Raw genomic sequence first — 19,494 nt, 5'->3', positions numbered from 1 at the left:
GTCTTCTCCTCCTTGGTGCGTCTCTCGTCATTGAGAGAACGTTTGCGCAAAACGACAAAAAGCTCCTCCACTTTCGGTCGTCGTGATCATGCAGCGATGTCGGTGCGATCTGCCCCGCATGACTGCCGGATAACAAGTTGGCTCGGCGTGCGGGTCAGCCCGCTCGCACAGGTTTGCCCGTCGATCAGGTCCAGCAGGCATAGGCCTGCCTGACGGCCCAATTCGACCAGCCCCATATCGATGGTTGTCAACGGCGGACGGGTGGCCGCTGCGAAAATCTCCCAATTGTCAAAACCGACGATGGCGACATCATCCGGGACTGACACGCCAAGTTGGGTCAGCCCGTCAATCATGCCGCGCGCGATCTGGTCGTTGCCGCAAAAGATCGCGTCAGGGGCATCTGCCCGGCGTTTGCGGTCATAAAGGTGCAGGGCAAGGTCAAAGCCATGCTGTTCCGACCAGGCACCATAGATCGCATCACCCCATGGCTTTGCGCCATTGTCGGCCAGCGTCCGGATGTAACTTTCGGCGCGGATACGGGCCGCAGTAAAGCTGGTTGGGCCGGTGATATGGGCGATCTTGCGTCGTCCCAGATCAAGCAGATGCTGCGTCGCGATCCGCGCACCGCCTGCATCGTCCGGGACAAAGGCGATCCCGTCATTGTCGCAGGCCGACATGACATGAACCGTCGGAATCCCGGATCGCAGCAGGCTGGCATGGGGCGCGCGGTCAATCCGCTTTCCGGCGAGGATCAGCCCATCGACCTGCCTGTCCTGCAATGCTTGCAGGTTGATCCGCGCAAGGTCGGGATCATCCTGATAGGACGCCAGAAGTACTGATACGCCACGATCAACCACCGCATTTGACACGCCCGCAGCGACGGGCAGGGTGAACCGTCCGTAAGTGTCGTTGGTCAAAAGGCCCAGCGTAAAGGATCGTTTGCGTACCAGCCCCTGTGCGATCGGGTTCGGGCGATATTCCAGCGCCTTGGCCGCTTCTTGAACGCGGTTGCGTGTTGCGGGTGCCATCCGGCCCTCGCCGTTCAGCGCGCGTGATGCCGTGGTCACACTGACCCCAGCACGTGATGCGACATCGCGAATAGTCACCCGCAAAATACAATCCTCCCTGCGTTATCTGATGACACAAGCATATTGCGCCAAATTTGAGATAACGTTTGCGCATTGTAAGCAGATGTCAAATAACCTGTCAACGGGGTCAATTGTGCGTGCTTCCTGCAACCATTCCGGCGCCATCGTTCAATCAAGTCTGGCGATGGTTAATCGCTTATCTGCCGAGCACGGCTATAAAGGTTGCGCGCGGTCCGTATCGATTAATTGGTCGAAGCCTTCGAAAACATTAGCTTTTCGCGATCTGAACTAAAAACAGGCAGATTGGGCCGGAATCACGCGATGAACTGGCGGAACCGCGCTTACCCTTCGCGCGTTATCTCACGAGATCTTGCGCTTCGCTGCACTGCCGCAATATGTGCTAATGTGATGGGCTATCTGGTAGAATCGCTGCGATTTGCGGCGCAAGCCGTTGGAATAAGCCGCTTTAAGGACCGACATGAACTATTCGACACTGATGAGCCGGCGTAATCTGTTGCAAGTTAGCGCCGCATCCGCCGCGATGATGCTGGCCAGCCGTGGTGGCGCGCAGGAGGTTGCAGCTGAAGATTCTGCTTCTGCTGCACTGACATCCGAGCCTTTTTCTTTTGAAACCTTGACTGAACTGGCGCAGGCCCATGCCGCAGACGCTTATGTCGAACCCACGCCGCCCGAGGGTTTTCTGGGCGCGCTGGACTATGACGATTACCGGCTGATCAGGTTCAATGCGGATCGCGCTCGTTGGGCTGAGAGTGATGCGCCGTTCCAGGTTCATGCTTTCCACACCGGCTGGCTGTTTGGCGAGCCTGTGAAGTTGTTCGAAGTCACGCGCGACGGTGACAGCGCAGCGGCGACGCCGATGATCTTTTCGACCGATGATTTCGAATATCTCAACGAACTGGCTGATCGTGTGCCTGCACATGCGGAACTTCCCGGTGTCGCTGGTTTCCGGCTGAATGCGCCGCTCAATCATCCTGACCGTTTCGATGAATTGGTGTCCTTTCTTGGCGCGAGCTACTTCCGCGCGCTGGGCCGCGACAGCCGTTACGGGCTGAGCGCGCGTGGCCTGGCTTTGAATACTGCCGGCCCTGTGCCGGAGGAGTTTCCGCGGTTTACCCGCTTCTATCTCGAACGCGATCCGCAGGGCGCTGCACAGACAGTCGTTTATGCATTGCTGGACAGTCCGAGCGTGTCTGGCGCTTACCGCTTTGTCATTCGCCCCGGCGATACGACCGAGATGGACGTCACTGCCCGGCTGTTTTTCCGCGCCGATGTGGGCGAAATGGGCATTGCGCCGATGACCTCGATGTTTCTCTATAATGGCATCAACCGCACCGGGTTTGATGATTACCGGCCGCGCGTCCATGACAGCGACGGGCTGCGGATCGTGCAGCGCGGCGGCGACGTGATCTGGCGTCCGCTGAACAACCCGGTCAGGCTGGCGGGGTCCTATTTCGCAGAAGACGGACCGGTCAGCTTTGGCCTGCATCAGCGCGAACGCGATTTCGCCAAGTATCAGGATGCGGAAGCACATTACGAAATGCGACCCTCGCTGGAGGTTGTTCCGACCAGCGACTGGGGACCCGGCCACATCCGCCTTGTCGAGATCCCGACGGATCTTGAGGTCAATGATAATATTGTTGCCTATTTTATCCCCGAGGGTGACGTGAAAGCAGGCGATGCGCGGGAATTCTCCTACCGTTTGCGCTGGGGCGATTTGCCGGAAAGCGACACCGCTGAACTTGCCCATGTGGTTGAAACACGGGCCGGGGCAGGGGGCGTGTCCGGCGTGGTCAACGCCGCGAATAAGCGCAAATTTGTCATTGATTTCAAGGGCGGTTTTCTTTCCCGCCTGTCGGCAGACGATGATGTGGCCCCGATCGTCAGCGTGACGGGAGGCGAGTTGGTCAATGTCACTCTTGGCACAGTTGAAGGCCATGATATCTGGCGCATGGTGCTTGATGTCATCGCGGGCGAGGGCGGCGTGGTGGAACTTTCCGCGCATGTCGCGGGTTATGATCGCAAGCTTACAGAAACCTGGCTCTATCAATGGATCAGAAATGATGCGTGACTTTATGTCCGAAGATGATGTCGATATTGAACGTCTGATCGCGATGATCGGGGAACCGCCTGCGGCACCGATGAAGGTCGTGCGTCAACAGCTCGAGCGTGAAAACAGCACGGAACACCCCGGTCTTCTGCTACGTCTATTCGGGGTATTTTCACCCAAAACGGGTCAGTAAACGATGTCAGCCGCGCTACCGGTCAGCCGGGGCGTCACTTCAGCCCGCACCGTAGCCTTGATCGCCAGCTTGGTTGCGGCTTTTGCCGCATGCGCTTTCTTTCTGAAATACGGTGCGGCGAACGGGCTGAACAAGGTCGATGTTCTGCGCAGTGTCTTCATGCTGGTTTCGACCTTCTGGCTGTCATGGGGCGCGATGCAGGCGTTTTTAGGTCTCACCTCGCGCAGCCGCGCGCCGATGATCGACCGCACAAAGCCTCTGGATTGCCGGGTCGTCGTGCTTGTCCCGGTTTATGAAGAAGACCCGATCGCGACATTTTCGCGTATCGCGGCGATGGACATATCGCTGGCTGCAACCGGCCAGGGCGACCGATTTGATTTTGCCATCTTGTCGGACACGCGGGACGAGATCGTCGCCGCCCGCGAGCGGATATGGTATCTGCGCTTGTTGAGCGACCGGAACGGGCAGGGCCGGATCTTCTACCGGCGACGTGCAGATAACAAAGGCAAAAAAGCGGGCAACGTCGAGGATTTTATTCAATCCTCTGGTGCAGCCTATGATCTTGCGATCATCCTTGACGCTGACAGTCTGGTGGAAGGCGAAACGATGGTCGAAATGGCCCGCCGCATGCAGGCCGATCCCAAGCTGGGTTTACTGCAAACCTTACCGCGCGTGATTCAGGCGCGGTCACGTTTCGGACGCGCCATGCAGTTTTCGGCGGCTTTCAATTCACCTATCTTTGCACGCGGTCTGGCGATGATGCAGGGACATACCGGCCCGTTCTGGGGACATAACGCGATCATCCGTGTGCGCGCCTTTGCGCAGAGCTGTGGTCTGCCCGAACTGGCAGGCAAGCCACCTTTCGGTGGTCACATTTTGAGCCATGATTATGTCGAAGCGGCACTTCTTGCGCGGGCAGGCTGGACTGTCCGGCTTGACGATGACCTCGACGGCAGTTTCGAGGAAGGGCCGGAGAATATCATTGACCACGCCAAACGCGACAGGCGCTGGTGTCAGGGCAATCTGCAACATATGCGCCTTGTTTTCGCCCCCGGTCTGCGGGGCTGGAGTCGTTTTGTGTTCGTGCAAGGGATCTTTGCCTATCTGGTCTCCATCGTCTGGCTTGGCTTTCTGATCGCGAGCATTGTTGCCCCGGTCTTTGGTCCGCCCGTTGTTTATTTTCCGACGCAATACTGGCCAATGCCGGTAATGCCGCCCGAGGAAACCGCCCTTGCCATCGGGTTGGTCATCGGGATTTTCGGTCTGTTGATCTTGCCCAAATTGTTGATCGGCGCGGATGCGGTCCTGCGGGGCCGCGCGCGGCTTTTTGGCGGATGGTGGCCAGCGACGGCTTCAACAATGACAGAGCTTTTGCTGTCGTCGATCAACGCACCGATTTTTCTGATGTATCAGACCCGGTCGGTGTTCCAGGTTCTGCTGGGGCGCGATGGCGGCTGGCCCGCGCATGATCGCGGCGATGGCCGGTTGCGCCTGTCAGATGCATTTGCCGCCAGCTACTGGATTGTGATCAGTGGTTTTGTTGGACTCGCACTTGCTGCGGTGCTGTCACCCGCGCTGATCCCGTGGTTTTTGCCGGTGACGCTTCCGATGGTGCTATCGCCGTTTATTATCGCATGGACGTCACAGCCGGGCGATCCGTCGCTTTTCATCACCCCGGAAGAACTGTCGCCCGCGCCTGTGATCCTGCTCCGGGCCGAGGTTCTGGATCGATGGCACGCAGGCACGGCCGATGAACAACCAGAGCTCTTGACGGGTCGATTGCAGCATGTCTGACATTGTGGGGTCGAAGGACCCTAGGTTGGCCGAGTCCCGCAGTGGCCGCGATCCGCGGCTTGACGTGTTTCGGGGGCTGGCACTGGTGATGATCTTCATCAACCACGCACCGCGCAATTATTTGGAGAGTTTCACCAACCGCAACTTCGGATTTTCCGACGCGGCGGAGGCTTTTGTTTTCATGTCTGGGATCGCGGCAGGGATCGCTTATTCAGGGTCGTTCCGGCGGGGGGATCCGTTTGATGGCGTGACCAGAGTGCTGCGCCGGGTCTGGACGCTGTATCAGGTGCATATTCTGATCACAGTCGTCGCCATCGCGATTGCCGCAGCCGCTGCGCATTGGTTCGCGGCACCTGATATGATGCGCAAACACGGGATCTGGACGCTGGTCACCGATCCGCTTGGGTTTTTAATCGGTGTACCGCTATTGGGCCAGCAGATTGGCTACGTGAACATATTGCCGCTCTACCTTGTGCTTTTGCTGCTGGTGCCTCCGGTCATCTGGGCGGCGATGCGCTGGCCCTTGGTCGTGCTGTCGGTATCGGTTACGATCTGGCTGACTGCCGGTGTCCTGCGGATCAATTTTCCGAACTACCCACAGGACGGCGGTTGGTTTTTGAACCCCTTTTCGTGGCAGTTGCTGTTCGTTGTTGGTGTGCTGACCGGCGTTGCGCATAAAGCAGGACGGCGCTTCGTGCCTGTTCTGCCGTGGTTGCAATGGCTGACGGGTGGGTTTCTGCTGCTGTCACTTGTCTGGATGCAATGGCCGGATTTCGCCGCGGTCATGCGCGGTGGCTTAAAGTTGGCACAGGATGCGGGCGTGCCCTGGGTCATTACCGGGTTCAATAAAACCTATCTGGCCGCGCCGCGTCTTTTGCATATCCTTGCGCTGGCTTATTTTCTGTCCAGCTTCGTCACGGTACGCCGGATCTGTTTTTCAGCTTTCGCGGCGCCGTTTGCCCTCTTGGGGCAGCAGGCCTTGCCGGTCTTCGCACTGGGCACGGTGCTGGCTTTCGCGATCCAGTCGGCAAAGACAGTGACAGGACAGGATTTCGTTCTGGACACATTGATGATTGGCGGCGGGCTGTTGGCACAGCTGGGGCTCGCTGCGGCCAAGCAATATTGGCCGAAGCCGCGTCAGGCGAACGGCCGCATCTGAGTTATCCTCAAGCCGGTTTACGTCTTGTAAAGACCTGACTGCTAAGGTTGCCGGGCCGCTTTCGCGGCAGAACTGGCAGCGAAGAAAGCGCAGGATGACAGGCCTCCCAACAATCCAAGGGCAAGCTGAATTGCGCGCGGCGTGGCGTGAAAGCGGGGCGCTCTATTGGCTGGTCGGGGTCTTCAGCTTCTTCGTCAATCTGCTGATGTTGACCGGGCCGCTTTATATGTTGAACATTTATGACCGGGTGCTGAATTCACGCTCGGTCGAAACGCTGATCGCGCTGACGGTACTGGTCGCTTTCCTGTACGCTATGATGGGCACTCTGGATTATGTGCGGGGCAGGGTGATGGCCCGCGTGGGCGCACGGTTTCAGGCGCGGTTGGACCGCCGGGTGTTTGGCGCAGTCCTGCGCGCGCCCGGTAAATCATCGACCGGCCTGCGTGATCTGGAGGCGGTGCAACGGCTGATCACGTCGCCCGCCTTGATGACAATGTTCGATCTGCCATGGTCACCGTTATTTTTCCTGTGCATTTTCATGTTTCACCCGCTGATGGGATTGCTGGCGCTTTGCGGGGCTTTGGTGTTGCTGATCCTCGCATTGCTGAACCAGTTCAGCAGCCGCGCGCCGCTCGCGCTGGCCAGCGTGGCCAGCTTTGCTGCGGACCAATTGGGTAGCCAGATCTGGCAGGAAAGTGAAGTCGTTCAGTCCTTGGGGATGCGCGATGCCGCTTTTTCCCGCTGGCAGAGCGCGCGGGGGGCATCGCTCAATGCCAATATTTGCGCGGCGGATGCGGGGGGTATTTATGCCGCATTGATCAAGTCGTTCCGGCTGTTTTTGCAATCCGCGATGCTGGGGCTGGGGGCTTATCTGGTGTTGCAGGCGGAATTGTCACTAGGCGCGATGATCGCAGGGTCAATCCTGCTGGGCCGCGCTCTTTCCCCGATTGAGCAGATTGTGGGACAATGGGCCATTTTTCAGCGCGGGCGTGAAGGTTGGCGGAACTTGGCCAGCTTGCTGACGCAGATCGCGCCTGAAGTTAAGCGGACACCTCTGCCAAGGCCAAAGGCACGGCTAAGCGCTGACCGGGTCACCATCGTGCCCCCCGGCGAAAGCCATGCGGCGCTGCGGATGATCAGTTTTGATGTGTCGGCGGGACAGGCGGTGGGCGTGATCGGCACCTCGGGCGCGGGGAAATCGACGCTTGCGCGGGCGCTGACGGGGATGTGGCAGCCGGTCAGCGGCAAGATCAAGCTCGATGGTGCGCCGCTGGATCAATATGACCCGGATTTATTGGGTCAGCAGATCGGTTATCTGCCGCAGCGGGTGCAGTTGTTTGACGGCACGATCAAAGACAACATCGCCCGCATGGCGATGGTGCCGGATGATGCGCTCGTCGTGGCTGCTGCGCAAAAGGCCGGGGCGCATGAGATGATCCTGCAATTGCCCGGTGGCTACGACACAAGCGTTACACCGACCACGGGCCGTCTGTCCGGCGGGCAGATCCAGCGGATCGGGCTCGCGCGTGCGCTTTATGGTGACCCTGTGATGCTGGTTCTGGATGAGCCGAATTCCAACCTCGACAATGACGGGTCACTGGCACTGAATGCCGCGATCCGTGCCTTTAAGGCGGGCGGCGGGATTGTGTTCGTGATTGCGCATCGGCCTGCCGCGATTGCGGAATGTGACCTGCTGTTAGTGCTTGAAAACGGTTTATCCCGAGCTTTTGGGCCGAAACACAAGGTGCTCGCCGAAGTCGTGAATAACCACCAGCAAATCACATGCAGCGCGCCGCAGGTGGTGGGCATGTCATGACTGCGCCCAGTCATTGGCCGGTGCGGCACTACCTGATGACCGGCGGTCTTGCGCTTGGCGTGCTTTTGGGTGGCTTTGGCGCCTGGGCTATGCTGGCACAGATTTCCGGCGCGGTGATCGTCAGTGGCCAGATCGAGGTGGACCGCAACCGCCAGGTCGTACAGCACCCGTTTGGCGGTGTGGTGCAGGATATCCTTGTGGGTGAGGGCGATCATGTCGCCGCAGACGACCTGCTGATCCGATTGGATGCAAGTGATCTGCAGTCCGATCTGTTCATTGTTGAAGGGCAATTGTTCGAGATAATGGCCGACCGCGCCCGGCTGGAGGCAGAGCGTGACGATACCACCGATCTGGTGTTTGACCCGCTCTTGTTGCAAACGGGCCGGCCAGACGTGGACGCGCTGATCGATACCCAGCTGCGGCTATTCGCGGCGAGGCTGGAAACCAATACGCAATCGGTCGAACAGTTGCATCGGCAGCGCGCCCGGATCGCCGACCAGATCACCGGGATCAGCAAACAACAGGCTGCCGTAACAATCCAACGGGGGCTGATCGCCCGAGAATTGGCTGATCAGCAAAACCTGCTGGATCGCGGTCTGGCCCAAGCCAGCCGGGTGCTGACCTTGCAGCGTGAAGATGCGGCGCTTCTTGGGCGGTTCGCTGAATTGACAGCGCAAGCTGCGCAGGCCGGTGAAAGGATGACCGAGATTGACATCCAGATTCTTGGGCTCGGATCTTCCCGCAGGGAAGAGGCGATCACCCGACTGCGCGATCTGCAATCGCGACAGCTGGAACTGACGGAACGCCGCCAGGTTTTGCTGCGCCAGCTGAAAGGGCTGGATATCCGTGCGCCGGTGTCCGGGGTCATCTACGGGATGCAGGTCTTTGCACCACGTGCCGTCATTTTGCCCGCCGATCCGTTTCTATATATCGTCCCGCAAGACCGGCCTTTGGTTTTCGTCGCGCAGGTGCCGACCGTGGCTATCGATCAGGTCTTTCTCGGGCAGGCTGTGACCTTGCGGTTTCCCACCTTTGACCAGCGGCGCACGCCGGAACTGACGGGCCATATTACGCTCGTCTCGGCAGATGCGTTTCGGGATGACGCGACCAGCTTGTCCTACTACCGCGTCGAGGTGGAGTTGAACGACGGCGAAATGCAGCGACTGCCGGCAAATACCAAGCTGCTGCCGGGCATGCCGGTTGATGCTTTCATGCGCACCGACGCGCGCAGTCTGTTGGATTATCTCACCAAGCCGCTGACCGACTATGTTGCCAAGGCCTTTCGAGAAAGGTGAAGGACGGATTGCTGCGGGCGAAAACAGGCCATGGATCAAAAGTTATCCTTCATTCTGATAAATGTAATATTTCTGACATATAATGTAATTATCGCGACACTTGGACGTGGATGACTCCATATTTTAACCCAAGGATTTGATCGCATGACTCGACCAGACAGCCCGTATTCTAACCTGCGCAAAGGCGGCTATGCCCTGCTTTTAAGCACAACTATTGCAATTCCGTTGCTGCAGGCCGCACCGGTGCAGGCGCAGGATTCGTCTGATACGCTGCGCCTGCTGACCTATAACATCTGGAATCGCTACAAACAGTCACCGCAATATGCCGCTGACGCGATCGCCGCTGGCAATTATGACGTGGTGATGTTTCAGGAAGAAAACGGATCGCGCTATGTGGCCGATATTCCCGCCATGCTCGCAGATCGTGGCCTCGGAACCTATCAAGGGGCACGCAACGGCAGTTCCGGCACGATCTCGCGGCTGCCGGGCACAATGGGAACTCATACATTGCCCGCGCCCGGTGCGCAGGGCCGCTCGATCAGCTATGTGCGCGCCGATGCGGCGGATGGTCGGCCGGAAACTGTGATCGGGTCGGTACACTTCAACTATTTTGACGAGCCGGATACACGGATCAACGAAGCGAAAGGCCTGAGCGCCTGGGCGCGCTCGATCAATGGCCCGCTGATTATGGGTGGCGATTTCAACGCGGGTGATGTGTCTGAACGCGGGCTGCATTCTGTCAGCCAGCAAGAACTGCTGCTCCGCATACATACCAAGAGCAGCAACAGCTTTTACTACGATTTGCTGTCGCAATATGCGACCGACAAGGCGGCGTTGGATCAGTTCATTGCCGACTGGCGCGGCAGTGGCAATACAGCGATAGATAATGCGCCGATCCCGGCGGGCCTGTTCGAGGAAGAGCTGTATCCGATCGCCGGAAATACGCCGGTCACGATGAATATCCTCAAAAAACAATTCATGCTGATGCAGACAGAGGCGGTGCGCGAAGCCTTCGTGCCGCATGAGCGTGGCAATGGCAGCGCCACTTGGCCCAGCAACCTGGAAGATGCGACCAATACCTGGGGCAGCTGGCACCGTGCGCGGATCGACCATCTGATGGTGTCGCGCCCTTATGGGAAATGGTTCACGCTGGTGGATGACCCGAACGACCCCTACCTGGGCGTCATTGACGGGCTTGAAGGTGGGCCAGAGGATAACCGCCGTCCACTGACTGACCACGATCTTGTGGCGCATGAGTTCCGCTGGGTCGGCCCGCAATTGGAAACCTACGATAGCGATGCGACACGGCTGATCTGGGGCGAGGGTGCCAGCACCTTTGCTGAAGATGACAAGGTGTTTTATCTGACACGTAACAACATGCGCACCGATGTCTATCTGGGCCAGATTGCGGATGAGAACGGCAATCCTGTCCTAACCGGACTGACACTGGATGAAAAGAAGACCTTGCTGGATTGCACGAGCAGCGACCCGCGTTTTCAAGCGGCGATCGTGGAATATTGCATCGACGACCACATCTTTATCGATGAAACGCTGGTGATGGATGGGGGCACACTGATCGTTGACGAAGATGCCGCGCTGGGCGGCAGCGCCGCACAGCTGCGCCTGGCTGATGGCGGGCTGCGGATTGCGGGCACCGCGATGACTGCGCTTGATCGTGACGTGTCGCTGGAAGGTATCGGCGGCTTTATTGACATCGCCGATGGCGCGGCCAGTGTCGATGCAAGCGGGGTCTTTGCAGGTACCGGGAGCTTGACCAAACATGGTGCAGGCGGGCTGACCTTGTCGGGCGACAACAGCTATTCCGGTGCCACAATGGTTTCGGGCGGGGTGTTGACGGTCGATGGTTCTATCGCATCCTCCAATCTGACAACGGTGCAGCAGAATGCCGTGCTGGGCGGGTCAGGCACCGTGGGCAATCTGACCATCGCGTCAGGCGGTACCTTGGGCGCGGGCAATTCCATCGGCACGCTGAGTGTCGCGGGTGATCTGACCTTTGCCGATGGCGCAAGGTTCGAGGTTGAAACCGATTCACAAGGCAATGCCGACCGCGTCGACGTCACAGGCCGCGCAAACCTGTCAGGATCTGTCTTTGCGCTTACAGCGGCGGGGGAATACAAGCCCAGCACCAGCTACACCATCCTGACAGCAGGCGATGGGATCATCGGTACTTTTGGTTCTGTCACCTCGACGCTGGCTTTCCTTGATGCCGGTCTGGCTTATGGTGTGCAGGATGTAAGCTTACGTCTGGACCGCAATGACACTGCTTTTGACAGCGTGGCAAGCACCGGGAACCGCCGCGCTGTGGCCGCCGCAGTAGAGACATTGGGCATGGGTCATGCGGTCTATGATGCGGTCGTCATGACTGATGCTGACACCGCTGATACCACCTTTGATGGTCTGTCGGGTGAGGCGCATGCTTCTGCCGCAGCGGCGCTGACTGAGACTGCGCTTGCGATGGGCAATGTGGTGGCCGAGCGGAGCCGCGCGATGGCTGGCGGCGCGATTGATGTGGCGCAGGGCCCGGCAGTGGGTGCTATGGGTGCAGGACAGGTCTGGTTCCAGACTTTCGGCAACTGGGGTGAAAGCAGCGGCGACGGCGTCACTGATATCAAGCGCGACAGCAACGGTACATTGATTGGGTTTGATACCGACATTGGCAACAACTGGCACGCCGGTGGTTTTGTCGGCTTCGGCAACGGATCGCTGCGGCGTGACGGTGGCGACCGGCTGGATGCTGACAGCGTTCATGCGGGTGTCTATGCGGGCACGACATCTGGTCCTCTGGGATTGAGCCTTGGCCTGACCCAAAGCCGCAATGACGTGAACAGCCTGCGCAGCACGACATTTGGTGGCACCACCGAAACGCTGACTGCGGCATATGACAGCGACACGACGCAGATCTTTGGTGAAGCACGCTATCGCTTTGACACAGCGCAGGGTGCGTTGGAGCCGTTTGGCGCGATCGCCCATGTCCGTCAGTCAAATGATGCTTTTACGGAAAAGGGTGGCGCTGCGGCGCTGACCTCGGCTGGCAGTGATGTGGATACCACCTTTACCACGCTCGGTCTGCGGACTGAACAGCTGTTCGCCATGGGCCAGACTGACGCTACCTTCCGGGGTGAGCTGGGCTGGCGGCACGCCTTTGGTGACGTGGACCCCGGTATCGCAATGGGTTTTGCGGACGGCGGCACTGGCTTTGACGTGCTGGGCGCGCCTGTGGCCGAAGACTCCGCTGTCCTGCGGGCCTCTGTCGGGTTTGACCTGGCACCGGGGGCACAATTGGCGGTGGGCTACGCTGGCCAGTTCAGCGATGACACTGCCGATCATGGCCTGACAGCGGACCTGCGCATCCGCTTTTAGAAATCATCGCGAAAGGGGGCGCATGTCGTCCCCTTTCCCGCTATAAGGGGCGGAATTGCAGCAAAACTGACGATGCCCCGGGGATTGAATGGTAGAGACAGATAAGAAAAGCCGCCGCCAGTCGAAACTGGTGGCGCATTTGCAGGCCCATCGTTTCATCGCACTTGACGATATTGCCAGCCGCTTTTCTGTCACCACCCAGACTGCCCGACGTGACCTGATGGAACTGGAAGACGCCGGGATCGTTCGTCGCCTGCATGGCGGGGCGATGCTGGCCAATGGTGCCGTCGATCCACTGACCCTGCGCCACCGGCGGGTTGAGAATGCTGCCGCCAAAGACAGGATCGGGGCAAAAGTCGCTGATCTGGTGGCTGATGGCGCATCGGTCTTTCTCGACACTGGCACAACCTGCGAGGCGGTGGCGCGCGGCCTGATGCTGCGCCGCAATTTGCGGGTCGTGACCTACGGCCTGCGTGCTGCGACCACGTTATGTGAGGCCGATGGTTTTTCTGTCGCGGTTCCCGGCGGGTTCGTGCGTAACGTCGATGCGGGCGTGTTCCGTCATGACGCGGTGGATTTTATCAGCAGTTTCAAGTTTGACACTGCGATCATCTCGGTCAGCGGAATCGACGGGGATGGCGATATGGGCGATGATGATCATGGTGAGGTGCAGGCCGTTCTCGCCGCGATGCAACAGGCGGAACGCACAATTCTGGCGGTCGACCAGACCAAGTTCCTGCGGCGGGCGCTGGTCCGTCTTGGCGCGATCTGCGATGTCGATTGCGTTGTAACCGACGCCCCGCCCCCCGCTGCGTTGTCAGAGGCGTTGGCCGGCGTCACGGTGGTGCTGGCTTAGCCCGAAGGGGCACCATGGCGGTTTAAGTGTCAGCGGTTGTGTCTGGCATGTCGGTCCGATGAATCTCGCCCATGTCGAGCAGGGGGGACGCGTCGAGCGCCGAGGCATTCAGCATCGCGGCGACCCGTTCCAACGATGCGACGATCATCGCCTGTTCCCAGTCGGCAAGTGCCTCGAATTCGCGGACGTATTTCTGCTGCAAAGGGTCTGGCGCGCCGTCTACGGCCTGACGTCCCTTGTCGGTCAGCACGACATTTGTCTGACGCCGGTCACGGTCTGATCGCTGACGTTCGATCATCTTTTTGGCAACAAGCCGGTCCAGCAAGGTGGAGATCGTCGCCGGGCTGACGCCCATCTGTGATGATATCTGCGTTGGCGTGGCGCTGCCATGGCTGAGCACGACCTGCAGCACGCGGATTTGCACCGGGGTGAGACCTGCTGTGAGGGCTAATGTGCGGCCATAAAGCTCTGTCGCGCGCAAAATGCGGCGCAGGGCGATGAGTGATGTATCAGTGCGATCCACGTCGCCTCCTGTCTGAAGTCTTTAGTATATTGAATATATTGTCATGTGCGTCAAAGCAATAAATTAGTTAGCGTAACAAAGCATATGGGCATTTTGGCGTGACAGATATCGTAAAAATACGATGAAATATCGGCGTAAATAACTGTTTTTATTGAATAAAAATTATATAGCAGAAGCGTGATAAGTATGGTTGATTTCTGGAATAAGATTGGTATACCTAACGAAATAATGAAGCAGCACTAGAGGTATCCCGTGGTCAACGTCCGGCAGATAAAATCGAACGGCGACAAAGTTCAGTTCCGTAAGCCTGAATCCGAGGATGGCGCAGCGATCTGGGAGCTGGTCGCTTCATGCAAACCGCTTGATGAAAATTCGATGTATTGCAATCTGATCCAATGCGATCATTTCCGCGATACCTGCATTCTGGCAGAGATTGACGGTCAGCCTGTCGGTTGGATTTCCGGCTATGTGCTGCCGGCTGACGCGTCGACATTCTTTGTCTGGCAGGTTGCCGTGTCTGAAAAGGCGCGCGGCACGGGTCTGGCCAAGCGGATGCTGGAAAAGCTGCTGGCACGCGATATCTGCAACGACGTAACCCGGATGCAGACCACGATCACCAAAGACAATGACGCAAGCTGGGCTTTGTTCCGCAGCTTTGCCGATGCCCAAGACGCCGAACTGGACCACGAGGCCCATTTCGAGAGCGACGCCCACTTTCAAGGCGAACATGCCACCGAACATATGGTGACAATCACCTTGCCCGAAGCTGAAACACTGGACGCTGTGGCCTGAAGGCCCGCGTTCACTTCGGCTCTGACCAAAAAAAGGAATAGACTATGACAACGGACATTTCATCCGACAAGAATATTTTTGAACGACGTGAATCGCAGGTTCGCAGCTATTGCCGGTCTTTCGATACTGTCTTTACCAAGGCGCAGGGGTCGACCCTGCATGACGAAAGCGGCGCGACCTATACCGACTTTCTGTCCGGTTGTTCCTCGCTGAACTATGGCCATAACGATCCTGATATGAAGGCCGCACTGATCGACCATATCACCGGCGACGGTATTGCCCATGCGCTGGATATGTATACCGGCCCCAAGGCCGCATTTCTTGAGACCTTTGAACGTCTGGTGCTGAAGCCGCGCGGCATGGACCACAAGATCATGATGACTGGCCCCACCGGCACAAATGCCGTTGAAGCCGCGATCAAGCTGGCGCGCAAGGTGACGGGGCGGACCAATGTGATTTCCTTCACCAACGGTTTCCACGGCATGACCCTTGGCGCGCTGGCGCTGACCGGCAATGCGGGCAAGCGTCATGGTGCTGGTTTGCCGCTGAACGGCGTGACCCATCTGCCATTTGAAGGTTCGCTGGGCGATGATGTCGATACGCTGTCCCTGATCGAGACGATGCTGGACAACGGGTCCAGTGGGATCGATGCGCCTGCGGCGTTCATCCTTGAACTGGTACAGGGGGAGGGTGGTCTGAACGCCGCATCCCGCACCTGGGTCGAAGGGGTCGCGCGTCTGGCCAAGAAACATGGTGCTAAGTTGATCATTGATGACATTCAGGCCGGGATCGGTCGTGCTGGCAGCTTCTTCAGCTTCGACGATATGGACGTTGAACCTGACATGATCACGCTGGCGAAATCGCTATCCGGTTTCGGTCTTCCCTTTGCGCTGACCCTGATCAAGCCAGAACTCGACGTCTGGAAGCCCGCCGAACATAACGGCACCTTCCGTGGCAATACCCATGCGTTCGTCACAGCCCGTGTCGCGCTGGAAAAATTCTGGTCCGATGATGCCTTCAAGAATGAGATCGCGGAAAAATCAGCCGTGCTGACGGATTACCTGCAGCGCATCGCCGATACGATCCCCGGCGCACGTCTGAAAGGACGCGGCATGATGCAGGGTGTTGATGTCGGGTCCGGTGACCTCGCCAGTGCGATCTGTGCCGAGGCATTCGTGCGCGGGTTGGTCATTGAAACCTCCGGCGCGGATGATGAGGTGGTCAAAGTGCTTGCCCCGCTGACCACGCCGATGGATCAGTTTCAACAGGGCCTTGATATCCTGACCGAGGCCGCACGCACCTGCGTCCAAACCAAAATTGCAGCGGAGTAATCGCCATGATCGTACGTGACATTGAAGATCTGAAAAACACCGACAAAGAAGTGAAAGATGCAAAATGGACGTCTGTCCGTCTGCTGCTTGCCAAGGACGGGATGGGCTTTTCCTTCCACATCACGACGCTAGAAGCCGGTTCCGAACATACGTTCCACTACAAGAACCACTTTGAAAGCGTCTATTGCATGTCCGGCAAAGGCTCGATCACCGATCTTGCGACCGGCGAAACCCATGCGATCCGCCCCGGCGTGATGTATGCGCTGGACAAACACGATCGCCACACGCTGCGCGCGGAAGAAGAGCTGGTCATGGCCTGCTGCTTCAACCCGCCCGTAACAGGTGATGAGGTGCATCAGGCGGACGGTTCTTACGCTGCCGCTGAGTGAACGATCACTGCACCCTGACGAAACCGCACGACCAAGGCCCGCAGAATTGCTGCGGGCTTTGGGTCAGCGTTAACGCTCCAGATAGAAGGCGTCCGTGACGAATTTGGGCGAATAATATGAAAAAACACGCACATACCGTTGAGAAAATCGGTGGCACCTCGATGAGCCGATCGGCTGAACTGCTTGACTCCCTGTTCCTGCGCGATGGGGCCGATCCCTATAACCGTATCTTCGTTGTTTCCGCTTATTCAGGCATCACCAATATGCTGCTGGAACATAAGAAGACCCGCGAATCCGGTGTTTATGCCCGGTTTTCCAATGCCAATCATGAACGGGGCTGGTCTGACGCGCTGAACGACGTGATGACCGCCATGAACGAGGCGCATCGCAACGTGCTGGATGCACCCGGTGATATCCGTGACGCCGATCATTTCGTACGCGAGCGCGTCGAAGGTGCACGGTCCTGCCTGATCGATCTGCAGCGTCTGTGTTCCTACGGCCATTTCCGGTTGAACCAGCATCTGGACATCATCCGCGAAATGCTCTCTGGCCTTGGCGAAAGCCATTCTGCCTATGTCACGTCTTTAATGCTGCGCCGCGCCGGTTTGAATGCGCGGTTCGTCGATCTCGGCGGTTGGCGGGACGAGCGTGAAGTCACGCTGGAGCAACGGATCGAAGAAGGAATGCGCGATCTTGATATCAGCAGCGAGATGCCGATTGTCACCGGCTATGCTCAATGTTCCGAAGGTCTGATGTCGCTTTATGATCGCGGCTATTCCGAAGTCACGTTCAGTCGCATCGCCGCCCAGACCGGCGCGTCAGAGGCGATTATCCATAAGGAATTCCATCTGTCCTCTGCCGATCCGAAACTGGTCGGCGCGGAAAATGTGCGAAAGCTTGGCTATACGAATTATGACGTTGCCGATCAGCTATCCAACATGGGGATGGAGGCGATCCACCCGTCAGCCGCCAAGACGCTCCGTCAGGCAGATATCCCGCTGCGCGTGACAAACGCCTTTGAACCATCCGACCCCGGCACGCTGATTGATGATACCGCCGCGACTGCGCCGCAGGTTGAAATCGTCACTGCGCTGGATGTCTTCGCGCTGGAGGTTTTTGCGCATGAGATGGTGGGCGTCAAAGGCTATGACGCGACGATCCTGCAATCGCTGACCCAACACAAAGTCAGCATCGTCGCGAAATCCTCGAACGCCAATACGATCACCCATTACGTCGATGCTTCCTTGAAGCGGGTCAAAAGGGTCGAACGCGATCTGACAGAGGCCTATCCGGCAGCATCCGTCACGACACGCAGTCTGTCCGTTGTTGCCGCGATCGGACGTGACTTGAAAGGGCTCAATGCGCTCGGATGTGGACTGACCGCGCTGAAAGCTGCAGGTATCTCGCCTGTCGCGGTGCAGCAGGGGCCACGAAATGTGGATATTCAGTTCGTACTGACGCGCGAGGATGCAGATAATGCCGTCAAGGTGCTGCATGAAGCGCTGATCAGGCAAGAGCGGGTGACAACGACCGCTGACGACGTATTGGAATCGCAAAGCGCCAGCAAACCCGAACCACGGTTGGTCGCCTGAGGTCGAATGCGGGGAATACAATCGGGTTGACCATTCCGCCCCTACAGCAGATCAGTCATGGCTGAATCTGTTGTAGGGGTTCATGGTTCCGGGTGAAAGCTCCGGCACCAGCACCTTTTCAACATAAGCGGCGAAGATCGCGCCATTGATCAAGTCGTATAGCTGCTCGTTCAAATACCACCAAGCAAACCCTTTGCCATCGCAATGGCAATCGCTTGTTCGCGGGTCGTGGCACCCAGCTTGATCCGCGCGTTCCGCAGGTAAAGTTCAACCGCGGCCCCGCTGATCGATAAATTCCATGCGATCTGTTTTGTTCGTTGCCCCTGCGCGAGCAGCATCAGGCATTGCCATTCGCGGTTGGACAATACCCTGTCATGATGTCCGGCTTCAGCCAGACATAACAAATCACGTGCCTGTCGGGCCGCAAAGCGCAGCATGACTTCGCGATCAGCCCGCAACCGATCAACGTCTTTGCCTGACAAAGACGACCCGATGTTCCACCCCGCAAAGCCACCCGGTCCAAACAGCCGCACGGTCGATGAGAAGCCGGCGTTTATGCCAAATTCGGCTGCCTCAGCGATCAGGTTATGCTGCGCCTGTGTCAAACCCTCATGCGCGTCCGAATAGGCAACGCCAGTGCTGATCGGTCGGAATGTCGTGCCACAAAAACTGAAAAACGGATCGATTTCGGCATAATTCTCAGAATGATATCTGTTAACCCATTCCATTGGCAGCGTTGACAATAGCATCATTTGATTGGGGTCCGACTCAATGAAAATGAGTTTGTCGAATCCGTTCTGCGCAAAAAATGTAGTCGTTAACGCCCAGACAGCATCGGTCAGCGTCTGGTCCGGCAACGGCTGAAGCTGGCGTAATTCTTCCAGAAAGTCATCAAGCGCAGGTTCGGCCAATTCACGTGCCTCTGAAACCTATGGATTTCCTGATATTGGCACGGGCCATTTTAGCCGTCTACGTTTTTGTAAGGGCCTGAGGTCGCGGCTCTGCCGAACATCGGGTCGGGAATATATCATGACACGCCTTATCAGGGCTTCCGGTCATTAACCTTTGTGACCTTGGTTGCCCAAGACCTGTACGACACCTGTTGCGCTTTTTGAGAGGTGAGAGTTTTGACAAATCCAGCCTTCATCTGCCCGCCAAATGAAGCGGAAATCGTACCAGATGGTAGTTTTCCTTTCCCGGTCGGTTCGTATGGTCGA

At 57.9% G+C, this 19,494-nt stretch carries 15 protein-coding genes; 12 read left to right on the top strand and 3 right to left on the bottom strand.

From position 1 onward, the window contains the following. Positions 1-86: 86 nt before the first annotated feature. Complete coding sequence (locus tag VOY09_RS12645; RefSeq protein WP_322894349.1) at positions 87-1,106, bottom strand: LacI family DNA-binding transcriptional regulator; 1,020 nt, start codon at positions 1,104-1,106, stop codon at positions 87-89. 460 nt (positions 1,107-1,566) lie between these two features. Here VOY09_RS12645 and VOY09_RS12640 point away from each other — a divergent pair, with 460 nt between their 5' ends. From VOY09_RS12640 to VOY09_RS12605, 8 genes are all read left to right on the top strand, one after another. After that, positions 1,567-3,177 carry a glucan biosynthesis protein G gene (locus tag VOY09_RS12640; protein WP_322894242.1) on the top strand — a complete coding sequence of 537 codons (1,611 nt, stop codon included), beginning with the start codon at positions 1,567-1,569 and terminating at the stop codon, positions 3,175-3,177. Then, complete coding sequence (locus VOY09_RS12635) at positions 3,167-3,349, top strand: hypothetical protein (RefSeq protein ID WP_322894243.1); 183 nt, start codon at positions 3,167-3,169, stop codon at positions 3,347-3,349. Before VOY09_RS12640 ends, VOY09_RS12635 begins: the two co-directional genes overlap by 11 nt. 3 nt (positions 3,350-3,352) lie before the next feature. Beyond that, positions 3,353-5,143, top strand: coding sequence for a glucans biosynthesis glucosyltransferase MdoH (gene mdoH, locus VOY09_RS12630; RefSeq protein ID WP_322894244.1), 1,791 nt, complete (start codon positions 3,353-3,355; stop codon positions 5,141-5,143). A 25-nt stretch (positions 5,144-5,168) separates the two neighbouring features. Continuing rightward, complete coding sequence (locus VOY09_RS12625) at positions 5,169-6,302, top strand: OpgC domain-containing protein (RefSeq protein ID WP_322894245.1); 1,134 nt, start codon at positions 5,169-5,171, stop codon at positions 6,300-6,302. A 94-nt stretch (positions 6,303-6,396) separates the two neighbouring features. Continuing rightward, complete coding sequence (locus VOY09_RS12620) at positions 6,397-8,118, top strand: type I secretion system permease/ATPase (RefSeq protein ID WP_322894246.1); 1,722 nt, start codon at positions 6,397-6,399, stop codon at positions 8,116-8,118. After that, positions 8,115-9,413, top strand: coding sequence for an HlyD family type I secretion periplasmic adaptor subunit (locus VOY09_RS12615; protein WP_322894247.1), 1,299 nt, complete (start codon positions 8,115-8,117; stop codon positions 9,411-9,413). Before VOY09_RS12620 ends, VOY09_RS12615 begins: the two co-directional genes overlap by 4 nt. A gap of 144 nt (positions 9,414-9,557) precedes the next feature. Further along, positions 9,558-12,794 (top strand): autotransporter domain-containing protein, encoded by a 3,237-nt coding sequence (locus tag VOY09_RS12610; protein WP_322894248.1) that lies wholly within the window; start codon positions 9,558-9,560, stop codon positions 12,792-12,794. An 88-nt stretch (positions 12,795-12,882) separates the two neighbouring features. Further along, positions 12,883-13,650: a DeoR/GlpR family DNA-binding transcription regulator gene (locus tag VOY09_RS12605; protein WP_322894249.1), complete on the top strand. Its 768-nt coding sequence runs from the start codon at positions 12,883-12,885 to the stop codon at positions 13,648-13,650. A gap of 22 nt (positions 13,651-13,672) precedes the next feature. On the opposite strand, the gene VOY09_RS12600 is transcribed toward VOY09_RS12605, so the two are convergent. Continuing rightward, positions 13,673-14,173, bottom strand: a complete 501-nt coding sequence (locus VOY09_RS12600) for a MarR family winged helix-turn-helix transcriptional regulator (RefSeq protein ID WP_322894250.1) — start codon at positions 14,171-14,173, stop codon at positions 13,673-13,675. A gap of 270 nt (positions 14,174-14,443) precedes the next feature. Here VOY09_RS12600 and ectA point away from each other — a divergent pair, with 270 nt between their 5' ends. From ectA to VOY09_RS12580, 4 genes are all read left to right on the top strand, one after another. Next, positions 14,444-14,965 (top strand): diaminobutyrate acetyltransferase, encoded by a 522-nt coding sequence (ectA, locus tag VOY09_RS12595; RefSeq protein WP_322894350.1) that lies wholly within the window; start codon positions 14,444-14,446, stop codon positions 14,963-14,965. Between the two features lie 44 nt (positions 14,966-15,009). Further along, entirely contained in the window at positions 15,010-16,296 is a 1,287-nt protein-coding gene (gene ectB, locus VOY09_RS12590; RefSeq protein ID WP_322894251.1) for a diaminobutyrate--2-oxoglutarate transaminase, read from the top strand. 5 nt (positions 16,297-16,301) lie between these two features. Continuing rightward, on the top strand, positions 16,302-16,685 hold the full coding sequence (locus VOY09_RS12585) for an ectoine synthase (RefSeq protein ID WP_322894252.1): 384 nt from the start codon (positions 16,302-16,304) through the stop codon (positions 16,683-16,685). 116 nt (positions 16,686-16,801) lie between these two features. Next, positions 16,802-18,277 carry an aspartate kinase gene (locus VOY09_RS12580; protein ID WP_322894253.1) on the top strand — a complete coding sequence of 492 codons (1,476 nt, stop codon included), beginning with the start codon at positions 16,802-16,804 and terminating at the stop codon, positions 18,275-18,277. A gap of 170 nt (positions 18,278-18,447) precedes the next feature. Here the strand turns inward: VOY09_RS12580 and VOY09_RS12575 are convergent, their stop codons facing one another. Next, the gene (locus tag VOY09_RS12575) at positions 18,448-19,188 is read right to left on the bottom strand and encodes a LuxR family transcriptional regulator (RefSeq protein ID WP_322894254.1); all 741 of its coding nucleotides are present in this window, start codon (positions 19,186-19,188) and stop codon (positions 18,448-18,450) included. Between the last annotated feature and the right edge of the window lie 306 nt (positions 19,189-19,494).

Source organism: Yoonia sp. 67-2 (assembly GCF_035117555.1).
Lineage (GTDB): Bacteria > Pseudomonadota > Alphaproteobacteria > Rhodobacterales > Rhodobacteraceae > Yoonia.
The sequence above is the reverse complement of the archived record's forward strand: the minus strand, read 5'-3'. Positions and strand labels throughout refer to the sequence as shown.

Coding starts and splice junctions, on each gene's coding strand:
- VOY09_RS12580 (WP_322894253.1), top strand. CDS start 16,802: ATGAAAAAACACGCACATACCGTTGAGAAAATCGGTGGCACCTCGATG.
- mdoH (WP_322894244.1), top strand. CDS start 3,353: ATGTCAGCCGCGCTACCGGTCAGCCGGGGCGTCACTTCAGCCCGCACC.
- ectB (WP_322894251.1), top strand. CDS start 15,010: ATGACAACGGACATTTCATCCGACAAGAATATTTTTGAACGACGTGAA.
- VOY09_RS12585 (WP_322894252.1), top strand. CDS start 16,302: ATGATCGTACGTGACATTGAAGATCTGAAAAACACCGACAAAGAAGTG.
- VOY09_RS12635 (WP_322894243.1), top strand. CDS start 3,167: ATGATGCGTGACTTTATGTCCGAAGATGATGTCGATATTGAACGTCTG.
- VOY09_RS12620 (WP_322894246.1), top strand. CDS start 6,397: ATGACAGGCCTCCCAACAATCCAAGGGCAAGCTGAATTGCGCGCGGCG.
- VOY09_RS12615 (WP_322894247.1), top strand. CDS start 8,115: ATGACTGCGCCCAGTCATTGGCCGGTGCGGCACTACCTGATGACCGGC.
- VOY09_RS12610 (WP_322894248.1), top strand. CDS start 9,558: ATGACTCGACCAGACAGCCCGTATTCTAACCTGCGCAAAGGCGGCTAT.
- VOY09_RS12605 (WP_322894249.1), top strand. CDS start 12,883: ATGGTAGAGACAGATAAGAAAAGCCGCCGCCAGTCGAAACTGGTGGCG.
- VOY09_RS12640 (WP_322894242.1), top strand. CDS start 1,567: ATGAACTATTCGACACTGATGAGCCGGCGTAATCTGTTGCAAGTTAGC.